General features: G+C 66.1%; 21 protein-coding genes and 3 pseudogenes. 7 read left to right on the top strand and 17 right to left on the bottom strand.

From position 1 onward, the window contains the following. Positions 1-3: 3 nt before the first annotated feature. The 6 genes and pseudogenes from E1742_RS07325 to ompR all read right to left on the bottom strand — a co-directional run bounded on the left by E1742_RS07325 (position 4) and on the right by ompR (position 5,190). Entirely contained in the window at positions 4-1,299 is a 1,296-nt protein-coding gene (locus E1742_RS07325) for an RNA polymerase sigma factor (protein WP_134384235.1), read from the bottom strand. Next, positions 1,296-2,000 (bottom strand): YciI family protein, encoded by a 705-nt coding sequence (locus E1742_RS07320; RefSeq protein ID WP_134384233.1) that lies wholly within the window; start codon positions 1,998-2,000, stop codon positions 1,296-1,298. Before E1742_RS07320 ends, E1742_RS07325 begins: the two co-directional genes overlap by 4 nt. A gap of 21 nt (positions 2,001-2,021) precedes the next feature. Continuing rightward, on the bottom strand, positions 2,022-2,438 hold the full coding sequence (locus tag E1742_RS07315; RefSeq protein ID WP_134384232.1) for a YciI family protein: 417 nt from the start codon (positions 2,436-2,438) through the stop codon (positions 2,022-2,024). A gap of 10 nt (positions 2,439-2,448) precedes the next feature. Next, positions 2,449-2,949 (bottom strand): VOC family protein, encoded by a 501-nt coding sequence (locus E1742_RS07310; RefSeq protein WP_229466613.1) that lies wholly within the window; start codon positions 2,947-2,949, stop codon positions 2,449-2,451. A 174-nt stretch (positions 2,950-3,123) separates the two neighbouring features. After that, positions 3,124-4,482 carry an ATP-binding protein gene (locus E1742_RS07305; RefSeq protein ID WP_229466611.1) on the bottom strand — a complete coding sequence of 453 codons (1,359 nt, stop codon included), beginning with the start codon at positions 4,480-4,482 and terminating at the stop codon, positions 3,124-3,126. Positions 4,483-4,489: 7 nt separating this feature from the next. After that, positions 4,490-5,190: pseudogene (gene ompR, locus E1742_RS07300) on the bottom strand (osmolarity response regulator transcription factor OmpR). Between the two features lie 362 nt (positions 5,191-5,552). Here ompR and E1742_RS07295 point away from each other — a divergent pair. The 3 genes from E1742_RS07295 (at position 5,553) to E1742_RS07285 (ending at position 8,498) form a co-directional block, all read left to right on the top strand. Beyond that, positions 5,553-5,873, top strand: coding sequence for a hypothetical protein (locus E1742_RS07295; RefSeq protein ID WP_229466609.1), 321 nt, complete (start codon positions 5,553-5,555; stop codon positions 5,871-5,873). 172 nt (positions 5,874-6,045) lie between these two features. Beyond that, positions 6,046-7,938 (top strand): flagellar assembly protein A, encoded by a 1,893-nt coding sequence (locus E1742_RS07290; RefSeq protein ID WP_229466607.1) that lies wholly within the window; start codon positions 6,046-6,048, stop codon positions 7,936-7,938. Positions 7,939-8,045: 107 nt separating this feature from the next. After that, a complete protein-coding gene (locus E1742_RS07285; RefSeq protein ID WP_307721912.1) occupies positions 8,046-8,498 on the top strand; it encodes a chemotaxis protein CheW in 453 nt (150 codons plus the stop codon). Between the two features lie 181 nt (positions 8,499-8,679). Here E1742_RS07285 and E1742_RS07280 read toward each other — a convergent pair whose 3' ends face one another. The 6 genes and pseudogenes from E1742_RS07280 to E1742_RS07255 all read right to left on the bottom strand — a co-directional run bounded on the left by E1742_RS07280 (position 8,680) and on the right by E1742_RS07255 (position 14,340). Continuing rightward, the gene (locus E1742_RS07280) at positions 8,680-10,686 is read right to left on the bottom strand and encodes an ATP-binding cassette domain-containing protein (protein WP_134384227.1); all 2,007 of its coding nucleotides are present in this window, start codon (positions 10,684-10,686) and stop codon (positions 8,680-8,682) included. Positions 10,687-10,787: 101 nt separating this feature from the next. Then, positions 10,788-11,675 carry a 50S ribosomal protein L3 N(5)-glutamine methyltransferase gene (gene prmB, locus E1742_RS07275; protein ID WP_134384226.1) on the bottom strand — a complete coding sequence of 296 codons (888 nt, stop codon included), beginning with the start codon at positions 11,673-11,675 and terminating at the stop codon, positions 10,788-10,790. Between the two features lie 19 nt (positions 11,676-11,694). Further along, positions 11,695-12,830 (bottom strand): annotated as a pseudogene (gene dapE, locus E1742_RS07270) (succinyl-diaminopimelate desuccinylase). 4 nt (positions 12,831-12,834) lie between these two features. Next, positions 12,835-13,185, bottom strand: coding sequence for an ArsC family reductase (locus E1742_RS07265; RefSeq protein WP_134384224.1), 351 nt, complete (start codon positions 13,183-13,185; stop codon positions 12,835-12,837). A 128-nt stretch (positions 13,186-13,313) separates the two neighbouring features. Next, positions 13,314-13,886, bottom strand: a complete 573-nt coding sequence (locus E1742_RS07260) for an SAM-dependent methyltransferase (RefSeq protein ID WP_206076736.1) — start codon at positions 13,884-13,886, stop codon at positions 13,314-13,316. 106 nt (positions 13,887-13,992) lie between these two features. Beyond that, entirely contained in the window at positions 13,993-14,340 is a 348-nt protein-coding gene (locus tag E1742_RS07255; RefSeq protein WP_134384220.1) for a hypothetical protein, read from the bottom strand. A 62-nt stretch (positions 14,341-14,402) separates the two neighbouring features. On the opposite strand from E1742_RS07255, the gene E1742_RS07250 reads away from it, so the two are divergent. Beyond that, positions 14,403-14,891: a GNAT family N-acetyltransferase gene (locus tag E1742_RS07250; RefSeq protein WP_134384218.1), complete on the top strand. Its 489-nt coding sequence runs from the start codon at positions 14,403-14,405 to the stop codon at positions 14,889-14,891. Here E1742_RS07250 and E1742_RS07245 read toward each other — a convergent pair. Next, a complete protein-coding gene (locus tag E1742_RS07245) occupies positions 14,888-15,241 on the bottom strand; it encodes a P-loop NTPase family protein (RefSeq protein ID WP_371860212.1) in 354 nt (117 codons plus the stop codon). The genes E1742_RS07250 and E1742_RS07245 overlap by 4 nt on opposite strands. Positions 15,242-15,528: 287 nt before the next feature. Here E1742_RS07245 and E1742_RS07240 point away from each other — a divergent pair, with 287 nt between their 5' ends. From E1742_RS07240 to E1742_RS07230, 3 genes and pseudogenes are all read left to right on the top strand, one after another. After that, positions 15,529-15,933: a hypothetical protein gene (locus E1742_RS07240; protein WP_134384217.1), complete on the top strand. Its 405-nt coding sequence runs from the start codon at positions 15,529-15,531 to the stop codon at positions 15,931-15,933. Continuing rightward, positions 15,864-16,136: pseudogene (locus tag E1742_RS27360) on the top strand (HAF repeat-containing protein); the annotation flags it as partial. The gene E1742_RS07240 and the pseudogene E1742_RS27360, both read left to right, overlap by 70 nt. Positions 16,137-16,351: 215 nt before the next feature. Beyond that, on the top strand, positions 16,352-16,585 hold the full coding sequence (locus tag E1742_RS07230; RefSeq protein WP_134384215.1) for a PEP-CTERM sorting domain-containing protein: 234 nt from the start codon (positions 16,352-16,354) through the stop codon (positions 16,583-16,585). On the opposite strand, the gene E1742_RS07225 is transcribed toward E1742_RS07230, so the two are convergent. The 4 genes from E1742_RS07225 to motA form a co-directional block, all read right to left on the bottom strand. After that, the gene (locus E1742_RS07225; protein WP_134384213.1) at positions 16,569-17,717 is read right to left on the bottom strand and encodes a PilT/PilU family type 4a pilus ATPase; all 1,149 of its coding nucleotides are present in this window, start codon (positions 17,715-17,717) and stop codon (positions 16,569-16,571) included. The two genes, E1742_RS07230 and E1742_RS07225, sit on opposite strands and share 17 nt — an antisense overlap. A 72-nt stretch (positions 17,718-17,789) precedes the next feature. Next, positions 17,790-18,617 carry a 2,3,4,5-tetrahydropyridine-2,6-dicarboxylate N-succinyltransferase gene (dapD, locus tag E1742_RS07220; RefSeq protein ID WP_134384211.1) on the bottom strand — a complete coding sequence of 276 codons (828 nt, stop codon included), beginning with the start codon at positions 18,615-18,617 and terminating at the stop codon, positions 17,790-17,792. 13 nt (positions 18,618-18,630) lie between these two features. Then, the gene (gene dapC, locus E1742_RS07215) at positions 18,631-19,848 is read right to left on the bottom strand and encodes a succinyldiaminopimelate transaminase (RefSeq protein ID WP_134384209.1); all 1,218 of its coding nucleotides are present in this window, start codon (positions 19,846-19,848) and stop codon (positions 18,631-18,633) included. A gap of 108 nt (positions 19,849-19,956) precedes the next feature. After that, positions 19,957-20,817 carry a flagellar motor stator protein MotA gene (motA, locus tag E1742_RS07210; RefSeq protein WP_134384207.1) on the bottom strand — a complete coding sequence of 287 codons (861 nt, stop codon included), beginning with the start codon at positions 20,815-20,817 and terminating at the stop codon, positions 19,957-19,959. Positions 20,818-20,907: the final 90 nt, after the last annotated feature.

The raw sequence follows: 20,907 nt of genomic DNA, 5'->3' as shown, positions 1-20,907 counted from the left end.
CGGTCAGCGGCGCAGGGCGGCGACGCCTTCCAGGCAAGCGGCTGCGCGCCCCAGCAGCAGGGCCTGTTCGCGCTCGTTCTGCGTCAGCGTGGCGGCACGCGCGAATTCGGCTCGGGCTTCGTCGAGCCGGCCCAGCTTGGCCAGCAAATCGCCCCGTACGCTCGGCAGCAGATGGTAGTGGCGCAGCGCCGGCTCGTCCCGCAGGGCGTCGGCGATTTCCAGGCCTGCGGCGGGGCCGAATGCCATGGCGACGGCGACAGCCCGGTTCAGTTCAATGACGGGCGACGGCGCGATCTGCGCCAGCGCGTCGTACAGCGCGGCGATGCGGTGCCAGTCCGTGTCCTCGGCCTTGCGGGCGCGCGCGTGGCAGGCGGCGATGGCTGCCTGCAGCGCGTACGGCCCCAGGGTGCGGCCGTGGTCGCGGCACAGCTCGTCGGCACGCGCCAGCGCGGCCAGACCCCGGCGGATCAACAGCTGGTCCCAGCGCGAGCGGTCCTGTTCCAGCAGCAGCACGGGGACACCTTTCGCGTCCGTGCGGGCGCGGGCGCGCGACGACTGGATTTCCATCAGCGCCACCAGACCGTGTACCTCCGGTTCGCGCGGCGCCAGGCCCGCCAGGATGCGGCCCAGCCTCAGCGCCTCGTCGCACAACGCGGGCCGCATCCAGTCCGCCCCCGCGCTGGCGGCATAGCCCTCGTTGTAGATCAGGTAGATCACCTGCAGCACCGATTCCAGCCGCTGCACCAGCTCGTGGCCCGACGGCACCTCGAACGGCACGCGCGCCTCCGCCAACGTGCGCTTGGCGCGCACGATGCGCTGGGCCACCGTGGGCTCGGGAACGAGGAAGGCGCGGGCGATTTCCTCGGTCGTCAGGCCGCCCAGCAGGCGCAAGGTCAGCGCGACCCTGCCTTCCGTCGGCAGGACAGGATGGCAGGCGATGAAGACGAGGCGCAGCAGGTCGTCGCCGATCTTGTCCTCGACGGCCCGCTCCAGGTCCGGCGCCGCGTCCTGCAACAGCCCTTCGATTTCGCAGGTCAGCGCCGGCTCGCGCTCCCGTTCCAGCTTACGATGGCGCAGCCAGTCGAGCGCGCGGTGCTTTGCCGCCGTCATCAGCCAGGCGGCCGGGTTGTCCGGCGTGCCGCGGACCGGCCACGTCTCCAGCGCGCTGACAAGCGCTTCCTGGGCCATCTCCTCGGCCAGGCCGACGTCGCGCAGCATCCGCGTCAATACCGCGATGATGCGCGCCGATTCGATGCGCCAGACCGCTTCGACCGTGCGTTGTACGGCGCTTGCGGTCATGCCCGCGCGGGCAAGGCCACTTCGCGCAGCTCCACGGTCACGTCGGGCAGCGTGGGGAACGGATACGTCATGATCCAGTCATACGCTTCCTGCCGCGTGGCTGTCTGGATCAGCCAGAAGCCGGCGATCAGTTCCTTGATCTCCGTGAACGGGCCGTCGACGACGGTGGCGCGGCCGCCTTTGAAGCGCACGCGCGCGCCTTTGGACGTGGGTTGCAATCCGGCGCCTGCGAGCACCGTCCCGGCGCGCACGCCCGCGGCGTTATGCCGGTTCATGTTGTCGATGATTTCCGGAGGCGGGATCACGTCCAGCTCCGTCGTGGCGTCGGACCTCAGCAGAACCATATACGGCGTCAACCGCGGAGCTTCGCCCGTGTCGACATTGTGGCAGCCGCCCGAGCAGCCCGTCTCGCGTACCTCCAGCTCGACATGGCCTTCACCGTCCGCACCGGGCCATGCGCGCGCCCATTGCAGCGCGGCTTCCCGTGTCGGCACGTCGATCAGCGCGAAGCCCGCTATCGTTTCGTCGGCGGGGAAGGGCCCGTCGTGGATCGACCACTGGCCGCCGGTACAACGCAGCCGCACGCCGCTGGCGCTGGGCCGCAGCCAGCGGCCGGCAGGAACCGCGCCGGTCAGCTGGACCGGCGGGAAGCCGGGCGTTTCCGAGCCGCTGTCGGCTCGCCGTATCACCATGAATTGCATCCCGTCTCCCCCGTGAAAATGTCAGGCGGCAGCTGTCTGCGCGCGCAGGCGTTCCTCCTGCTCGCGCAGTGCCGGCGTCAGTTCGGCACCGAAATCCTCGGCCTCGAAGACCTGGCGGATTTCGATCTCGTCGCCATCGGGCATCGGGGCCCGCTTGACCCACTCGACGGCTTCGTCCATCGACTTTACCTGAATCAGCCAGAACCCCGCAATCAGCTCCTTCGTCCCGGCGAAGGGGCCGTCGACGACAGTGCGGCCGCCGCCATGAAAGCGTACGCGCGCGCCGCGGGCACTGGGGTGCAGCCCTTCGCCGGCCAGCAGCACGCCGGCGTTGACGAGTTCCTCGTTGTACTTGCCCATGGCGCTCAAGAGTTCGGTGGACGGCATCCTGCCGGCCTCGGAATCGGCGCTGGCCTTGACGATGATCATGAAGCGCATCGCGGCCCCCTTACTGCGCGACAGCGGCTTCGCCGCACATCTGCTGTTTCGACGCTTCAATGGCTTCCTCGACGGTCACGTCGCGCAGGTGCGTCGCCATCGACCAGTCGTGCCCGAACGGATCGGTCAGCACGCCGTAGCGGTCGCCCCAGAACATGTCGGTGACCGGCATCTTGGTCGTGGCGCCCGCATCGAGCGCGCGCTGGAAGGCGCTGTCGACATCCGGCACGTTCAGGTGCAAGGTGACAGGCGTTCCCTTCAACGTCAGCGGCCCCACGCTGCCCCATTCGGGGAACTCGTCGGCCAGCATGAGGCTGGCGTCGCCGATCCGGATCATGGCGTGCATCAGCTTGCCGCTGCCGTCCTGCGCGGGCATGCGCACCTGCTCCACGGCGCCGAACGCCTTCTGGTAGAACGCGATGGCGGCGCTGGCGTCGTTGCAGACCAGATGCGGGGTCAGGATGCCGGTCACCGGGGGGATTTTATTGCCGTCGTGCATGGCGTCGTTCATGATCATCTCCTATGTCGTGGTTGGACTGCAAGAGCGCTGCTCTCATGATCGACGACGAACGGGAAAAAGCCAGATCGACAAGCGAAAAAAAAATATTCTGGCGACAGCGTCGGCGCGAACGCGACGGACGCCGGATGCGGCAACTCGGGACAGGCGCCGCGGCGCCGCCCCAAACTACAGTGCGTCCAGCTCGATATGGATGACCAGCCCGCCGCCGTCCCGGTTACTCAGCTGGAACTCGGCATGGTGGCGCTGCAGCACGCGCTCGACGATGGCCAGACCCAGCCCGGCGCCGTTGGCCTGGCCGCGTGCCGTGTCCAGCCGCGTGAATGGCTTGAGCAGCTCGCCGATGCGTTCGGCCGGCACGCCGACGCCGTGGTCCTGCACGTCGATGACGACCTTCTTTGCCGCGTGCATGCCGCGCGTGGTGCAGCGGATGGCGATCTCGGCCATGTCCGTACCCGGCGTTTTGCCGTAGCGGCGCGCGTTCTCGATCAGGTTGTGGATGACTCGTTTCAGGTCGGTGGCATTGCCCAGCGCGCGGGCGTCCGGCGCGATGTCGGTCACCACGCGCACGTCGGGCAGGCGGCCCACTTCGTGCGCCACTTCCGCCAGCATCGCGCTGACATCGACGTTGACGAACGACGACGATTCGGTCGGCTTGGCGTAGTCGAGGAACTGGGCGATGATCGCGTCCATCTGCGCGATGTCGGACTGGATGCCTTCGCGCGCCTCGCGCGACAGGTCGGCCATCTCCACTTCCAGCTGCATCCGCGTGAGCGGCGTGCGCAGGTCGTGCGAGATGCCGGCCAGGATGACGGCGCGGTCCGATTCCACCTGCTGCAGGTCCTCGACCATCTGGTTGAAGCTGCGGTTGGCCAGCCGGATCTCCTTCGGCCCTTTTTCCGGCAGCGGATCGGGACGGCGGCCTTGCGCGATGGCGCGGGTGGCCACCGTCAGCCGGCGCAGCGGCGCATTGATCAGGCTGGACAGCAGCGCGGCGCCGACCAGCGAGACGAGCGAGACGACGCCGGCCCAGCCCAGCCACTGGATGCTGGTCAGCCGGGTGATGCGTTCGCGTTCCAGCATCAGCCAGTACGAGTCGTCGTCGATGCGGAAGCTGACCCAGAAGCCGCGCATGCCGTTGACGCGCGAGGAAAATCGCGTGTCCGCGCCCAGCTTGGCCTTGACGAGTTTTTCGATGTCCGGCATCAGGCCGTTGTCCGGCGGCGGATCGACTTCGTCATCGTCCTCGAGCAGGAACACACGGATGCCTTCGTTCGAGACGAGCTCGAACAGCAGCTCGGTACGCAACTCCGGGGCGGAGTGGGTCAGCGCGGCGCGCGTGATCGTCACCACGGAGATGACCTGGGCGGCCAGCTGCTGGGCCTGCGGCCCGCGCTGGACGAAGCTGATCATGCCGATCCATGATGCCATGGACAGCGTGGTCAATACACCGAGCAGCAGGAAGGTACGCCAGAACAGCCCGCTTTTGAGGCCGTTCCTCAGACGGCTCAGGGAAGGTCGCTTCATGCGGGGATCAGCGCGGCTGTCCCTCCGGGATGAACACATAGCCCAGGCCCCAGACGGTCTGGATGTAGAGGGGGCTCGACGGGTCCGGTTCGATCAGCTTGCGCAGGCGCGAGATCTGCACGTCCAGGCTGCGGTCGAACACTTCGTATTCGCGCCCGCGCGCCAGCTCCATCAGCTTCTCGCGCGACAGCGGCTGGCGCGCATGACGGGCAAACACTTTCAGCACGGAAAATTCGCCGGTGGTCAGCGGCACCGTTTCGCCATTCTTCTTCAGCGTGCGGGTGCCCAGGTCCAGCACGAACTGGCCGAACTCGAACGTCTGCGGGGTTTCCGAAGGCGCGCCCGGAATCTCGTCCGGCGCCTTGCGGCGCAGCACTGCGCCGATACGGGCCACCAGCTCGCGCGGATTGAATGGTTTGGGCAGGTAATCGTCCGCCCCCATTTCAAGGCCGACGATGCGGTCCACGTCCTCGCCTTTCGCGGTCAGCATGATGATCGGGGTCTGGTCCCCGCGCCGCGCAGGCGGCGGCAGATCGACAGCCCGTCCTCGCCGGGCAGCATCAGGTCCAGCACGAGCAGGTCGTAGCGCTCGCGCAGCCACAGCTTGTTCATCGCCGTGGCGTTCTCGGCGGTGAAAACATTGAAGCCCTGTTCGGTCAGGTAGCGGCGCAGCAGATCGCGCAGGCGGACGTCGTCGTCCACTACCATGATCTTGGCCTGGTGGCCATTGCTGTTAACGGGAGTGTTGCCGGAGTCAGTGGTTGTGGTAGTCATAAGGCTGTCGGAATTGTCAGAACCATGTCGCTATGGTAACGTCATAATGCGCGACGGGGCGTCGCGACGACCACCCATTACAAAGTGTTACATTCTTTACCCTATCCCCCTTACCCCCGGCAGGAAAGGGGCATACACTTTGACCATCGGATGCAGTATCAATACGGATATCCGGTGCAGTTTAGCAGATGATCAAGACCGAAGGAGAGGGGTACAGCATGAGCGATCGGGCAAACAATCGGAGCAGGGCGAGCGGCGCAGCGATGCGCCCGCGTGCCGCCGGTTTGCTTGCGGCCATGCTCGCGGCTACCGCGGTCAGCCTGCTGGCAGGCATCGCCCAGGCCAACCCCAACGACGGGCCGCCGCGGCGCGACGACCGCAGCCAGCAAGCCCAGCAGAACCGCCGCGATTTCCGCGACAGCCGCTGGGGCGACGCGGCCGACCAGCGCTCGTTCGAAGCGCGCGCCGAGGAGCAGCGCCGCATCATGCAGGAAAACGCCAACAATGCGGAGATGAATCGCCGCATGAGCCGGATGACGGCGGACGAGCGGCGCGATCTGCGGCGCCAGATCAACGAGGCGGGACAGGAAGTGTATTCCGTGACGCCGCGCCGCTAACCGAAAGTATTTAATTTTTTGCATGGGGCCGTTTGCAGGAACGGCCCCGTTGTTTTTGGACATCGCGCGGGCAGTCTTCGTCCCGTTTCGTCCTTGTTTGTTTTGGCTTAAACAGCGTCGCGCCAGGACTTCTATAGTTTCCATATGGAATCTAAACGAAGTCGGGGGCATCTTGGGCAATCAGCCATTCAGCAGCGTGTCGCCAGCGGCACCCGTCGGCGCAACGCCGGAGCCGGTGCTGCAACGGCGCGACGACGGTGTGTTCTTCCGTGCGTCCAGTACCGCTGCCGAGCGGCAGGCCGCGGTGGGCCAGACGTTCCTCTCCGGCGCGTATTTTTCCGGGCTCGACTACGACCTGTTCCTGCACCTGCTGTACGACGCATCGTCCGGCGAGGCGGACGAGCCGGTCCGGTTCGCTGACACCGTCGAGCCGTTAGCGCTGGCGCGGCGCGCGCTGTACAAGTCCGTCAAGATCGTCCTTGGCGAGGCCGATTATTACTTCGAGCCCGTCTTCCTGGATGCCGGCGCCGCAACCCAGGATGCAAACCAGGGCGAGACGCTGCGCTTCGACGAGTTCGTGGCGGACATGTGGCAGAAGGGCATCCGCTTCGGCATCGACGCCGTGGCCGTGCGCGCCGCCATCGGCAACGGCAAGCCCGGGCGCTGTCTGGTAGCGCGGCGGCGCGACGCGGTGCCGGGCCGGGACGGGGCCATTGTCGAAGTGACGGAAGCGCTGCACCGATCCAACGCACCGCGCGAGGGCGCCAACGGCAAGCTGGACCTGCACACCTTCCAGAACCGCTTTCCGCAGGTGAGCGCACGCACGCGGCTTCTGAAGAAGATGCTGCCCGTCCCTGGGATCCGCGGCTACGAGCTGTCCGGCATTCCCATCGAGGCGCCCGTGCCGAAGGACGTGGAACTGACGTCGGTAGCCGGCACCGGCACCGTCATCGAGCACCTCGACGGCACCGACTTCCTCGTCGCCGCGGTGCAGGGCTTCGTCAACGTCGACCGCCGCAGCCGCCGCATCTCCATCGGCCCCAGGATCGTCAGCCGGGAGGGCGTCAGCGTGCGCACGACGGGCAACCTGCAACTGACGGGCGAGTACGAGGAATTCGGCGAAGTGCAGGAGAACCGCGTCGTCGAAGGCGGCAACATCACGATTCACGGCGACGTGTTCGGCCGCATTGTCTCGCGCGGCGGCACGATCGTCCTGCGCCATAACCTGATGGGGGGCACCGCCATCAATGCGGACGGCGCCATCCGCGTGGCGGGCGTGGCGGCCAACGCCGTGCTGCAGACGAGAGCCGGCGAGGTCGCCGTGCAGCGCGCCCAGAGCTGCATCATCACCGGCACCCGTGTGCGCATCGGCGTTGCGATCAATTGCGAAATCATGGCGGACGAAGTAGTCATCGGCAGCGCGAGCGGCTGCGCCATCGCGGCGCGCAGCATCGTCATCGAGAGTGCCGGGCCGCACAAGCATGGCGAGATGATGCTGTTCGCACTGGTGGCCGATACCTCGCGGATCGATGACGAGATCGCCGACCTTGCTGCGCGCGGCCAGTCCTACGCGCGGCTGACTCAGCGTCACCGGGACGCCATCGACGTCATCACAGGCCGCCGGGAGGTCAGCGCCTACCTGGCGCTGGCACAGCGGGTGCGCCAGCGCGAAGTGGTCCTGACACCGGAGCAGCTGCGCGCGTTCCAGAAAATCCGCCTCCAGGTCGGCCCGGCGCTGCAGGAAGTGGCGCAGCTGTCGCTTGCAGCGCGGCAGGCGCAAACGCAGCAGGCGTTGATGCAGGAGGGTGCGCGCGCGGCGCAGGCGCGCAAGGATGCGCTGGCCGGTGCCGCCAGCTGCCGCGTACGGCTGCTGGCCGGCGAGACCGTCATGCGCGCAATGCCGTACAACCCGGAGCATGGCGCTGCCTACGACTTGCCGGCCAGGGACGTGCGGACACGATTGCGGGCGGAAGCGCAGACGCGTGCGCCCGTCTGGAGCGGCAGCACGGGCACGCTGGCGTGGCCGCCCGCCGCGCGCGAACGACAAGGGGGCGACCCGGACTGAGGTCGACTTGAGCTGTGTCAACGTGTAAGCGGCGCCGACAGCTAGGATGACCCATGCCTGACCCTGCTGCTTTGCGACCGCGGCTTCTCCCGGAAGAAAGGAACACCATGCCCGATACCGAACCAGTTCTGGCCCACGCCGCCCTGCGCAGAAACGAGAGCGCCGCACGACCGGCAAGGCAGTATCGCACCTTCCGCCTGGGCGGCCTGGAATACGCACTGGATTACCGCAACGTGCAGGAACTGCGGCCGCTCAAGGCGCTGGAGCGCTTCGCCGCCGACGGCGAAATCCTCAGCGGGGTGGCCGTGTCGCGCGGCGTCATCATGCCCATCGTCGACATGCGCATCGCCTTCGGCCCGCGCGCGCCGCAGCACGATACCGGCACGGACGTGATCATCCTGCGCCTGTCGACCTGTGTGATGGGGATGGTGACGGATGGGGTGACGGATATCGTCATGCTGGCCGACAGCGACATCCGGCCGTTCCCCAGCCTGGAGGCCGACGGAGCGCCGGAAGCTGATTACCTGTTGGGGTTGGGGAAGCGGGCGAGCGCCGGATGATCGTCGTCGATATCGACAAGCTGATGGCGATCCGCAAGGTGAATCTCGCGGCGCGCCATGCAGCGTGAGCCGCCGGTCCCCGGCAGAAGGCACCATCCAATCGGCGCCGGGAGAATCAACCTGGGGACTGGCACTTGTCACAGGGCGGACGGCCCTGAGACGCGTGCCAGTCCCCGGTGCATCATACGGCCAGCGCTTCGAGCTGCTCCTGCAGCCCCAGCCACTCGCCCTCCAGCTGCTCCAGGTCCTTCGTATAGAACGCCTGGTCGGCCAGCAGCGTTTTCAGCCTGGCCTTGTTGGCCGCATCGTAGATCGTCGGCTCCAGCAGTTGCGCATCGACTTCCGCCTTCTGCGCATTGCGCTTGGCGATCTGCTCTTCCAGCTTCTTGATCTTGTTCTCGATTGGTTTTCTCTGGGCCGACAGGCGCTGGCGCTGCTCCGCTTCCAGCCGCTTGTCGCGTTTCTCCACGTTCGGCGCGGCCGGCGGGGCGATCGGCGAGGCGGTCGGATACGCCGTCTTGTGTTCCTTGCCGGCGGCCGGCAGCACGTCCGTGCCCTTGCCCAGCTTCGTCTTGAACAGCCAGTCCTTGTAGTCGTCCAGGTCGCCGTCGAACGGCTGCAGCTTGCCGTCGGCCACGATGATGAACTGGTCGGTCGTGGCGCGCAGCAGGTGGCGATCGTGCGAGACGACGACCAGCGTGCCTTCGAACTGCGCCAGCGCTTCCGTCAGCGCTTCGCGCGTTTCCAGGTCCAGGTGGTTGGTCGGTTCGTCGAGCAGCAGCAGGTTCGGGCGCTGCCAGACGATCAGTGCCAGCGCCAGGCGAGCCTTCTCGCCGCCGGAGAACGGGGCGATGGGGCTCGTCACCATCGTGCCGGGGAAATTGAAGCCGCCCAGGAAGTTGCGCAGCTCCTGCTCGCGCACCGTCGGCGCGATCTTCGCAAGGTGCCACAGCGGCGACTCGTCGTGCCGCAGCATTTCAACCTGGTGCTGGGCGAAGTAGCCGATGATCAGGCCCTTGCCCGTGGTGGCGGTGCCCGCCAGCGGGGTCAGATCGCCGGCGATCGTCTTGATCAGCGTCGATTTGCCGGCGCCGTTCACGCCCAGGAGGCCGATACGCTGGCCTGTCTGCAGGCTGAAATTGACGCCGTTGACGATGGTCTTGACGCTGGTCTCGTACGTGACGGGATCCTCGCTGCGGTAGCCGCAGTCGACGTCCTCCATCACCAGGAGCGGATTGGGCGCGCTGACCGGCTCGCGGAACTCGAACGAGAATTCGGCGGCCGCGCGCAGCGGCGCCAGCTCTTCCATCTTTGCCAGCGCCTTCATGCGGCTCTGCGCCTGCTTCGCTTTCGAGGCCTTGGCCTTGAAGCGCTCGATAAACGATTCCAGGTGCGCCTTCTTGCGCGCCTGCTTTTCCGCCGTGCCGGCGGCCAGGATCATCTGCGCCGCGCGCTGGCGCTCGAAGCTGGAATAATTGCCCGAGTAGCGTTTCAGCTTGCGATCGTCGATATGCACGATGACGTTGACGATCTCGTCGAGGAAGTCGCGATCGTGCGAAATGATGATCAGGGTGCCGGCATAGCGCTTCAGCCAGTCTTCCAGCCAGATGATGGCGTCCAGGTCGAGGTGGTTGGTCGGTTCATCGAGCAGCAGCAGGTCCGAAGGGCACATCAGCGCCTGCGCCAGGTTCAGGCGCATGCGCCAGCCGCCCGAGAAGCTGGCAACGGGCTGCTGCATCTGGTCGAGCGAGAAGCCCAGGCCCAGCAGCAGCTGTTCGCCGCGCGACTGCACCGTGTACGCATCCGCGTCCGCCAGTGCGCTGTACACCTCGCCGATGGCGATGCCGTTGTCCATCGAGTTCTGATCGGACTCCGGCAGCGCTTCCAGGCGCGCCAGTTCCGCCTGCAGCTTGCGCAGGTTGACGTCGCCGTCGATGGCGTAATCCAGCGCGGCGCGCTCCAGCGGCGGCGTTTCCTGCGCCACGTAGGCCATGCGCCACTTGGCGGGGAAGTCGATATCGCCCTGGTCCGGGTGCAGCTCGTTGCGCAGCATGCCGAACAGGCTGGATTTGCCGGCGCCATTGGCGCCGATCAGGCCGATCTTGTCGCCCGGGTTCAGCGTCAGGTCGACATTTTCCAGCAGCGGCTTCACGCCGCGCATCAGGCTGACTTGGTTAAAACGTATCATCTTGAATTTTCAGTGTTCGTTACAGCTTGGCTGGCCGGCGGGGAGCAGGACAAAGCCGATCTAATTGCCCTGACCTGCCCTGGCCAGTGCAGGTCTTTCGGTCAGAGCTTGAGCTGGTCGGCCGTCAGAAGGAAGACCATGTCGTCGCCCTGGCTCGTGGTCAGCCACGTCAGACCGAGGTGGCCGAAGGCTGCTTCGGCGAATGCCTTCTCGTTGCCGATTTCGACGATCAGGAGGCCGTCGTCCGTCAGGCGCTCGGCGGCACCGGCAACAATCTTGCGCACCAGGTCCATGCCGTCGCTGCCGCCGTCCAGGGCGATCTGCGGTTCGTGCAGATACTCTTTCGGCAGCTGCGCCATCGAGCCGGAATTCACGTACGGCGGATTGGTGACGATCAGGTCGTATTTCCTGGCCGGCACGTTCGCGTAAAGATCCGACGCGATCAGGTTCACGCGGCCGGCCAGCTTGTACGTGTCCACGTTGCGCTGCGCAACGGCCAGCGCGTCGGGCGAGATGTCGGCCGCGTCCACCTGCGCATCCGGAAACGCGTCGGCCATCATGATGGCCAGGCAGCCGGAACCCGTGCACAGTTCAAGCACGTTCTCGATGCCTTCCGGGTTGTTGACCCACGGTGCGAAGTACTCTGGAATCAGTTCGGCGATGTACGAACGGGGCACGATGGTGCGCTCGTCCACGTAGAAGCTGTAGGTGCCCAGCCATGCCTCGTTGGTGATGTAGGCGGCCGGGATGCGGTCGGTCGCGCGGCGCTCGATCACGGCCAGCACGCGCTGCACTTCCTCGGGCAGCAGGCGCGCGTCCAGGAACGGTTCCAGCTTGTCCAGCGGGAGCTTCAGGGTGTGCAGCAGCAGGTAGGCCGCCTCGTCGAACGCCTCGGCGCTGCCGTGGCCGAAGAACAGCCCCTCCGTGTTGAAGCGGGTCGTCGCATAGCGCAGCAGGTCGCGCGGGGTCGTGAAAAGGGTGGTATCCATGGTGTTCTCGATTATGCCGTCAAGGCAGCAGCAGGTTTTCCAGCGTGCGGCGGTAGATGTTCTTCAGCGGATCGATATGGCGCACTTCGATGTGCTCGTCGATCTTGTGGATGCTGGCGTTCGGAGGGCCGAATTCTATCACCTGGGGCAGATCTGCGCGATAAAGCGGCCGTCGGAAGTCCCGCCCGTCGTCGACAGTTCCGTCTCCACGCCCGTCTCCGCCCTGATCGCATCGCACAGGGCGGTGGAGAGCGTGCCGCGCGGCGTCAGGAAGGGCAGGCCGGACAGCGTCCATTTCAGGTCGTAGCTCAGGCCATGCCGGTCCAGGATCGCGTGCACGCGCTCCTTCAGGCTGTCGGCGGTGCTGGCGGTCGAAAAGCGGAAGTTGAAGTCGATGACCATCTCGCCCGGAATGACGTTGTTGGCGCCCGTGCCCGCCTTTACGTTCGACATCTGCCACGACGTGGGGAGGTAGTATTCGTTGCCTTCGTCCCAGACCTCCGCCACCAGATCGGCCAGCGCGGGCGCGGCCAGGTGAATCGGATTCTGTGCCAGCTGCGGGTAGGCGATATGCCCCTGCACGCCCTTGATCGTCAGGCAGCCGGACAGCGAACCGCGGCGGCCGTTCTTGATGACGTCTCCCAGCGTCCGGTCGGACGTCGGTTCGCCCACGATGCAGTAGTCGATCGCCTCGCCGCGCTCCCTGAGTTTATTGCAGACGACGACGGTGCCGTCGGTGGCCGGGCCTTCCTCGTCGCTCGTGATCAGGAAGGCGATGGAGCCCTTGTGATCGGGATGGGCGGCGACGAACTCCTCGCACGCGACCACGAAAGCGGCGATGGACGTCTTCATGTCGGCAGCGCCGCGGCCATACAGCTTGCCGTCGCGGATCGTCGGCAGAAACGGCTCGGAGGCCCATTTCTCGACCGGCCCGGTCGGCACCACGTCCGTATGGCCGGCAAACACCAGCACCGGCTGTGCGGTGCCTCGGCGTGCCCACAGGTTGGTCACGTCGCCGGACTGGATGGTTTCGCATCTGAACCCCAGCGGCTCGAGGGCATGGATCAGCTGCTGCTGGCAGCCTTTATCCTCGGGGGTGACGGAAGAGCGGCCGATCAGTTTTTCGGTGAGCAGCAGGGTACGGGAAGCGGTCATGGTGTCAGGAGTTGAAAATTTGGTCGTACTGTTCCGGCTTGAAGCCGACATGGCAGGTGTCCGGCGTTTGCAGCACGGGGCGCTTGATCACGGACGGGAATTCCAGCATCAGCGCGGTGGCGCTGGCAGCATCCAGCACGGCGGCCTTGCGCTCGTCCGGCAGGCCGCGCCAGGTCGTGCCTTTCTTGTTGACGAGGACTTCCCAGTCCAGGTGGCGCAGCCAGTGCGCGACCGTGCCGGCGTCCAGGCCCTGTTTCTTGAAGTCGTGGAAGGTGAAGTCGCGCTGCTGGTCCGCCAGCCAGACGCGGGCTTTCTTGACCGTGTCGCAGTTGGGGATGCCGTAAAGAGTGATCATGGAATGTCGAAGTGAGTCGTGCACAGGCCGCGCTGGCGGCCTGCTGGTGAAATAGGGTGCGACATTATATCGCGCACGGAGGGCCATCCGGGCCGGCCGCTATCGTCTTGCCAGCCGCGGCGGTGCATTCATGCGGACGGCCGTGCGACCCGGCACGCCAGACCCGGCTCGCTGCCCAGCCGGTAGTCGAACACCAGCCGCTCCCCGCCACCGAGGACCGGGCGGCCCGGCAGGCGTTGCGGCAGATTCAGGCTGCTTTCGTAACCGTCCAGCCGGTGCGGGCCGAAGGCGTCGATGCGCGTCATCAGCCGGGCCGCATAACGCGGCGCCAGCGCCGGCGGCACCGTGATCGCCGCCGCCGGCAGCGTGGCGCCATCGATGCCGTGCCATGCGACGATCGTGGCGCGACTCAGTTCGAACACGGTACCGAGCTCGATGCGATCGCGCCGCAGCGGTGGTACCGGCTGCCCTGGCCACACCGGCGGCGTCAGTTCGGCGGCCGGATCGAGCAGGCAGGCGCGCACGGTGACGCGCTCCGGCACCAGCAGCGCGCCCGGCGCCTGCTTCACCAGATGGCGGGCGATCGCCACCTGCGGTTCGGTGCGCAGTGCCGCGTTCATTGTCTCCGTGACGATGACGTGAGGCGGCCGGGCCGGATCGATGCGATAGCGGGTGGCGTCGGCCTGCACGTAGTCTGCCACGCAAGCGGACAGGCCAAGGTCCCGACCAGCGCACGCACGTGGCCGATGGACGCTTCGTGGATGTCGAGCAGCGTGAATGCGGCTCGCTCGGGGCCGAGCATCGCCATCAGCGGCAGCGCCAGCGGCGCGTATGGGCCGCAGCGGCGTACAGCACCTGCACGGGACCGGACGCCGCTGCGGCTTGCGTTTCGATAGCGGCCAGCAAGGCGCGAATGAAGACGATCGTACGCAGGGGCTGGCGCGCGCACAGTGCCGCTTCGGCGGGCGACAGGGCAAGCCCGGAGTCCAGCAGCGTGCTGCCCGGACCCAGCGTGGTGCCAGCCGGCGATGGCAGCGTGGACCGGCGTTCCATCAGTTCGCACAGCGCGGCCGCTTCGGGCAGCACTTCCAGGGTGGCGCGGCCCGGCGCGGTCAGCGCCTGACCGAGCTGGCGCAACTTCTCGCGATCGTTCATGACTTGCACGGGAGTCGGGGAAGGACGATGATAGCAGTTCCGCCATCGTTTGCCCGCCCGCCATGACGATTCTGACGACCCCTGCGACCCTGACCACGCGCCCCGCGCAACCCGCGGATGAAGCCTTCCTGCAGCGGTTGTACGCGTCCACGCGGGACGACCTGCGGGTGCTGGTGGCGCTCGATCCGGCGTCCGTCGATGCCCTCATCGCCATGCAGGCGCAGGCCCAGGCAGCCGGCTACCGGGGCGTCTATCCGCAGGCGCAGTATCTCGTGGTGGAGCGGGACGGTGCGCCGGTGGGGCGCCTCGTCGTCGACGAAGCCCCTGGCGCGACCCGTCTTGTCGATATCTCGCTGCTGCCCGAAGTGCGGGGGCAGGGCCTCGGCGCTACGCTGCTGCGCCGGCTGCAGGCGGCGGCCGCGCTGCGCAATGTGCCGCTGGCGTTGTCCGTGTTGCGCACCAATCCACGTGCGCGCCAGCTGTACCTTGCCTGCGGCTTCGCTGTGGTGGCGGAGGACGCGGTGCGCACCGAGATGGTGTGGCAGTCTTAGGAGTCGAGGGTAAATTCGGTAAACGAAGCGCCCGGCGTCGTGTCGGCGGCTGCCGGTGCCGGTTCCGTGGGGGTCTGCCGCGCCTGGCGCGAATCCGGGCCGTTGTTGAGGAGCCAGAGCAGGTTGGTGGCCGAGTCGGCGTTCGCGAGCGCCTCTTCCTGCGTCACGCGGCCCTCCTGCACCAGCCGGTACAGCGCCTGCTCGAACGACTGCGAGCCGGGCGAGAGGCTGTTTTCCAGCGCTTCGCGGATCTGGCCGATCTCGCCTTTCTCGATCAGGTCGGAGATATGGCGGGTGTTGACCATCACTTCGACCGCGGGCGTGCGCGTTGGCGGGAACGTACCTCGCACGGCGAGCGCTGTGTGGCGGCTTCACCACGTCCTTTTTTGTTAAAAATAGTAAGTGAAAAGGCACCGCAAAGACGATACGATAACCATTCGAATAACGGGAACGGCAGTGTCGGCGCGCCATGCCGCGGCCGGTCAGTTCCGGGATCCTCGCGGTATCCCGGAAGGCCGCGACATTGCCGTACCTGCCGCTCCTGGTTATCGCACCAATGTCTCTGCTGGGGATGGATCGTGCTTGCGCGGCGCCGCATGCGCGCTTGACGCATATATCATCGCAAAGGGGACACATCATGAGAATCACCTTGTTCGTAATACTTCTCGCGGCCACGCCGGTCGCCGCAATGGCGCAGGCGCCGCGCTACGTAGCCCAGCTATTGATGACGTCGTCAATGCAAGGCGCCGACATTAACAACAGCGGCGTCGTCCTGACTAACGAATATCGGTACGTGGGCGGCAGTTGGGAGTATGGGGCGGTATTCCTGACCCCAGGCAGCCGTGTGGATCTTGGCACGCTGGGCGGCAAGCAGGTCTTCGGAAACGAACTCAACGATCTTGGCATGGCTGTGGGGCGTTCCACGCTGGCGGGGGCACGACCGCGCACGCATTCGTATACACCAGCGGCGTCATGCAGGACATCGGTACGATGGGAGGCAACAACAGCGAGGCCGTCGCAGTCAACAATGCCGGCCTGGTAGGTGGTAACTCCGAGATCGCGGGCGGCGGGTCGCGGGGCTTCCTCTATACCGCCGCCGGGGGCATCCGCGACATCGGCACGCTCGGCGGCGCGCAAAGCCGCGTGATCGATGTCAGCGAATCCGGTACCGTGCTTGGCGAGGCGCAGACGGCTTCGGGGGAATGGCGTACCTTCCTGTACCGGGATGGCGTCATGAAGGACTACGGCAGATGGGGTGCCACCACCTGGGAAGGTTTAGGCCCGAATGACGAAATATATGGCGCCTATCACTGGCCCGATAGGGGGACTCAATGGCTGGAGATACTCAATTCCAGCTGGCGGCCGCCAATCGGGATGGGTATACCCTACGACATGGCGAACGGCTACATCGTTGGTATGAGGGAGCATAACACGCAGCCGACGCTCGGCACCCCGAGGGTTTGTGGGGCCTCGAAGAGATCGACGATGGCGATTGGCATTTTTACGAAGTGTCCGGTGTCAACGATGCGGGTCAGCTTGTTGGATATGGCTGCAATGCGGAATACTCCTGCGGTACGGTGTTGCTCAATCCGGTGCCCGAACCGGCCACCTACGCCATGCTCGGCGCAGGCCTGGGCATCATGGCCCTGGCGCGGCGCCGCAGCAAAGCGGGCACCCTTACCCGTTCAGCGTAAATTGCGTAAACGACGCCGCGGGCGGTGCCGCCTTCTGCTCCGCCTCGGTGGATGGCTGGCCGCCTTGCCGGCTGTCCGGCCCATTGTTCAGTAGCCACAGCAGGTTGGTGGCGGAATCCGCGTTGGCCAACGCCTCTTCCTGCGTGATCCGGCCTTCCTGCACCAGCCGGTACAGCGCCTGCTCGAACGATTGCGAGCCGGGCGACAGGCTGGTTTCCAGCGCTTCCCTGATCTGGCCGATCTCGCCTTTTTCGATCAGGTCCGAGATGTGGCGGGTGTTGACCATCACTTCGACCGCGGGCGTGCGCGTGCCGCCGCCGCTGGAGCGGATCAGCCGCTGCGAGACGATCGCCTTGACCGTGGAGGCCAGGTCCTGCAGCAGGGCCGGGCGGTTCTCGATGGGGTAGAAGCTGATGATGCGATTGAGCGCGTTATAGCTGTTGTTGGCGTGCAGGGTCGCCAGCACGAGGTGGCCGGACTGGGCGTAGGCCAGCGCGGCGGCCATCGTCTCGCGGTCGCGGATCTCGCTGATCAAGATGCAGTCGGGCGCCTGGCGCAGCGAGTTGCGCAGGGCGGTAGCAAAATCGACGGCGTCGCTGCCGATCTCGCGCTGGTTGACGATCGATTTGCGGTTCCTGAACAGGTACTCGATCGGGTCTTCCAGCGTCAGGATATGACCGGAGCGCAGCTCGTTGCGGTGATCCAGCATGGACGCGATGGTCGTCGACTTGCCGGAGCCCGTGGCACCCACCAGCAGCAGCAGGCCGCGCTTTTCCATGATCAGTTCCGCCAGCACCGGCGGCAAACCCAGGTCGCCCAGCACGGGGATATTGGCGGGCACAAAGCGGAACACGGCCGAGATGCTGCCGCGCTGGCGGAACGCGGACAGGCGGAAGCGCCCCAGGTTGGGCACGGAGATGCCCATGTTCAGCTCATTCGTGCGTTCCAGTTCCGCCATCTGCCCGGGCGAGCACACGTCGGCCAGCAGCGCGGCGATGTTCTCCGGCTCCAGCTTCTGCCCGTTGATGGGGATCAGGTTGCCGTTGATCTTGATATGGACGGGGGAATTGGCCGCGAAGAACATGTCCGACGCGTTCTTTTCCTTCATCAGGTGGAACAGGCGGTCGATCATGGGGCTGACTCCGTCCAAGGTAAAAACCGGGGACAGGCCGCGCGGCCTGCCCCCAATGCTTCGGGCGGTGTGTTATACGCCGCGCAGCAGTTCGTTGATGCCGGTCTTGGCGCGGGTCTGTGCGTCGACGCGCTTGACGATGACGGCGCAATACAGGCTGTACTTGCCGTCGTCCGACGGCAGCGAACCGGAGACGACGACGGAGCCGGACGGCACGCGGCCGTACGTCACTTCGCCGGTGCTGCGGTCATAGATCTTGGTCGACTGGCCGATGTAGACGCCCATCGAGATGACGGAGTTCTCTTCGACGATGACGCCTTCGACGATCTCGGAGCGGGCACCGATGAAGCAGTTGTCCTCGATGATCGTCGGGTTGGCCTGCATCGGCTCCAGCACGCCGCCGATGCCCACGCCGCCGGACAGGTGGACGTTCTTGCCGATCTGCGCGCACGAACCGACCGTGGCCCACGTGTCGACCATCGCGCCTTCATCGACGTAGGCGCCGATGTTGACGTACGACGGCATCAGCACGACGTTCTTGCCGATGAACGAGCCGCGGCGGGCGACCGCCGGCGGCACCACGCGGAAGCCGCCCTTGGCGAAATCTTCGGGGGTGTAGTCGGCGAACTTGGTCGGCACCTTGTCGTAGAACTGCATGGTGCCGTCGGACGGCAGCACGACGTTGTTCTCCAGGCGGAACGACAGCAGCACGGCCTTCTTGATCCACTGGTTGACGACCCACGTGCCGGTGTCCTTCTGCGCCACGCGCAGGCTGCCGTTGTCCAGGCCAGCCAGCACGTGCGAGACGGCGTCGCGCAGTTCGGCGCTGCCGTTCGATGGATTGATCTCGGCGCGGTTGTCCCATGCCTGTTCGATGATTTGCTGCAGTTGTTGAGTCATGATTGTGCTTTGCTTAGGTCAGGGTGTTGCAGAATTGGACAATGCGCTGCGCGGCTTCCAGGCCTTCGGCCGTTTCGGCCACGAGCGCCATGCGGATGCGGTTGCGGCCAGGGTTGCTGCCGTGGGCGTCGCGCGCCAGGTAGCTGCCCGGCAGGACCGTGACATTATATTCGGCGTACAGGCGGCGGGCGAATTCCTCGTCCGTCAGCCCGGTGCGGCTCACGTCGGCCCACAGGTAGAAGCCGGCGTCCGGCAGCGCCACGTCGAGCACCGTCTGCAGCAGCGGCGTAATGACGGTGAACTTGGCGCGGTACTGCGTGCGGTTCTCGAACACGTGGGACTCGTCGTTCCACGCGGCGATCGATGCCGCCTGCACGGCAGGGCTCATGGCGCCGCCGTGGTAGGTCCGGTACAACAGGAATTTCTTCAGCACTTCAGCGTCGCCGGCGACGAAGCCGGAGCGCATGCCCGGCACGTTGGAGCGCTTGGACAGGCTGGAAAACACCACCAGGCGCGCATACGGCCGCTCGACCGTCGACAGGCCCAGCGTGTGCGCCGCCTGCAGGGCGCCCAGCGGCGCCTCGTCGCCGTGGTAGATCTCGGAGTAGCACTCGTCTGAGGCGATGATGAAGTCGTAGCGCTCGGACAGTGCGAACAGGTGCTCCCAGTCCGTCAGCGACAGTACGGCGCCGGTCGGGTTGCCTGGCGTGCAGATGTAGAGCAGCTGCACGCGTTGCCACACCTCGTCCGGCACGGTGTCGTAGTCGGGCGCGAAATTGCGGGCCGGATCGGAATTGACGAAGTAGGGCTCGGCGCCGGCCAGGTAGGCCGCGCCTTCGTAGATCTGGTAGAACGGGTTAGGGCACATTACCAGCGGCGTGTGCGCCACGCCCGGATCGATCACCGCCTGGGCAAACGCGAACAGCGCCTCGCGCGAGCCGTTCACGGGCAGCACCTGCGTGGCCGGATCCAGCGCGGGCAGGCCATAGCGGCGTTCCAGCCATGCCGCGATCGTGCCGCGCAGCGCTTCGGAACCCGTCGTGCTCGGATAGCTGGCAAGACCGCCCAGATTGTCGGCCAGCGCCTGGCGGATGAACGGCGGCGTCGGGTGTTTCGGCTCGCCGATGCCCAGGCTGATGGGGCGCAGGGCAGGATTGGGCGTCACGCCGGCGAAGAGCTGGCGCAGTTTTTCAAACGGGTACGGTTGCAGCTTGTCGAGAAGTGGATTCACGGTCGTTCGGCGGTGGCACGGTTGTCGGGCCGTCAATTATAGCGTGGCTCAGGGCAGGGGATGGGCGGCTCGCATGATGCCCGAAGCCGCATTTTACGAGCCCGTGTTTTACTTGACCCGCACCGTGCGCACCTGCCGGTCCAGCTCCAGGAACGTCGGCCGCTCCATGTGCGAGATGACCTTGCGGCCGAATTCGACGGCCAGCGCGGGCGCGTAACCGTTCAGGCTGGCCAGCAGCGTCACCTTGACGCACTGGACCATCTTCGCGCTTTCCGCGTGCCTGCGGCGCAGCAGGGCCGCCACGGGACCGACAAAGCCGTACGACAGCAGGATGCCGACGAACGTGCCGACCAGCGCGCCGGCGATCAGGATACCCAGCTCGGAAGGCGGCAGGCCGACCGATGCCATGGTATGCACGACGCCGATGACGGCGGCCACGATGCCGAAGGCGGGCATCGCTTCGGCCAGCTGCTGGATCGAGTGGACGGGCGCCTCGCCGTCCTCGTGGTACGTCTCGATTTCGTTGTCCATCAGGTTCTCGATCTGGAACGCATCCATGTTCCCCGAGATCATCAGGCGCAGATAGTCCGTGATGAACTCCAGGATCCGGCCTTCGGCGACGATGGCGGGGTAGCGCGTGAACAGCGGGCTGTCATGGGGTGCGTCGACGTCGGCTTCCGCCGCCATCATGCCTTCCTTGCGCACTTTCGTCAGCAATTCGAACAGCAGCGACATCAGGTCCAGGTACATCGCCTTGGTGTAGCGCGAGGACTGGAACAGCGTCGGCAGCGCGGCGACCGTGGCGCGGATCGCGCGGGCATCGTTCGCCACGAAGAACGCACCCAGCGCCGCGCCGACGATGATCAGGAGTTCCGTCGGCTGGAACAGGGCCGCCAGATGGCCGCCCTGCAGCGCGAAGCCGCCCAGCACGGAAGCCAGTACCACGATAAAACCCGCTATCACCAGCACAGGAAATCCTCACAAAAAAGCAATGCAATCTGGCAATTTTATCGTGAATTTTCTTGCATTAACGCATCATGCGTCAAACCGGGGCGATTT

The sequence above is a fragment of the Pseudoduganella plicata genome (genome assembly GCF_004421005.1).
Lineage (GTDB): Bacteria > Pseudomonadota > Gammaproteobacteria > Burkholderiales > Burkholderiaceae_D > Rugamonas > Rugamonas plicata.
Note: the sequence above shows the minus strand (reverse complement) of the source record. Positions and strands in the feature narration are given on the sequence as shown.

Coding starts and splice junctions, on each gene's coding strand:
- E1742_RS07325 (WP_134384235.1), bottom strand. CDS start 1,299: ATGACCGCAAGCGCCGTACAACGCACGGTCGAAGCGGTCTGGCGCATC.
- E1742_RS07320 (WP_134384233.1), bottom strand. CDS start 2,000: ATGCAATTCATGGTGATACGGCGAGCCGACAGCGGCTCGGAAACGCCC.
- E1742_RS07315 (WP_134384232.1), bottom strand. CDS start 2,438: ATGCGCTTCATGATCATCGTCAAGGCCAGCGCCGATTCCGAGGCCGGC.
- E1742_RS07310 (WP_229466613.1), bottom strand. CDS start 2,949: ATGAACGACGCCATGCACGACGGCAATAAAATCCCCCCGGTGACCGGC.
- E1742_RS07305 (WP_229466611.1), bottom strand. CDS start 4,482: ATGAAGCGACCTTCCCTGAGCCGTCTGAGGAACGGCCTCAAAAGCGGG.
- E1742_RS07295 (WP_229466609.1), top strand. CDS start 5,553: ATGCTCGCGGCTACCGCGGTCAGCCTGCTGGCAGGCATCGCCCAGGCC.
- E1742_RS07285 (WP_307721912.1), top strand. CDS start 8,046: ATGCCCGATACCGAACCAGTTCTGGCCCACGCCGCCCTGCGCAGAAAC.
- E1742_RS07280 (WP_134384227.1), bottom strand. CDS start 10,686: ATGATACGTTTTAACCAAGTCAGCCTGATGCGCGGCGTGAAGCCGCTG.
- prmB (WP_134384226.1), bottom strand. CDS start 11,675: ATGGATACCACCCTTTTCACGACCCCGCGCGACCTGCTGCGCTATGCG.
- E1742_RS07265 (WP_134384224.1), bottom strand. CDS start 13,185: ATGATCACTCTTTACGGCATCCCCAACTGCGACACGGTCAAGAAAGCC.
- E1742_RS07255 (WP_134384220.1), bottom strand. CDS start 14,340: ATGAACGATCGCGAGAAGTTGCGCCAGCTCGGTCAGGCGCTGACCGCG.
- E1742_RS07250 (WP_134384218.1), top strand. CDS start 14,403: ATGACGATTCTGACGACCCCTGCGACCCTGACCACGCGCCCCGCGCAA.
- E1742_RS07240 (WP_134384217.1), top strand. CDS start 15,529: ATGAGAATCACCTTGTTCGTAATACTTCTCGCGGCCACGCCGGTCGCC.
- E1742_RS07225 (WP_134384213.1), bottom strand. CDS start 17,717: ATGATCGACCGCCTGTTCCACCTGATGAAGGAAAAGAACGCGTCGGAC.
- dapD (WP_134384211.1), bottom strand. CDS start 18,617: ATGACTCAACAACTGCAGCAAATCATCGAACAGGCATGGGACAACCGC.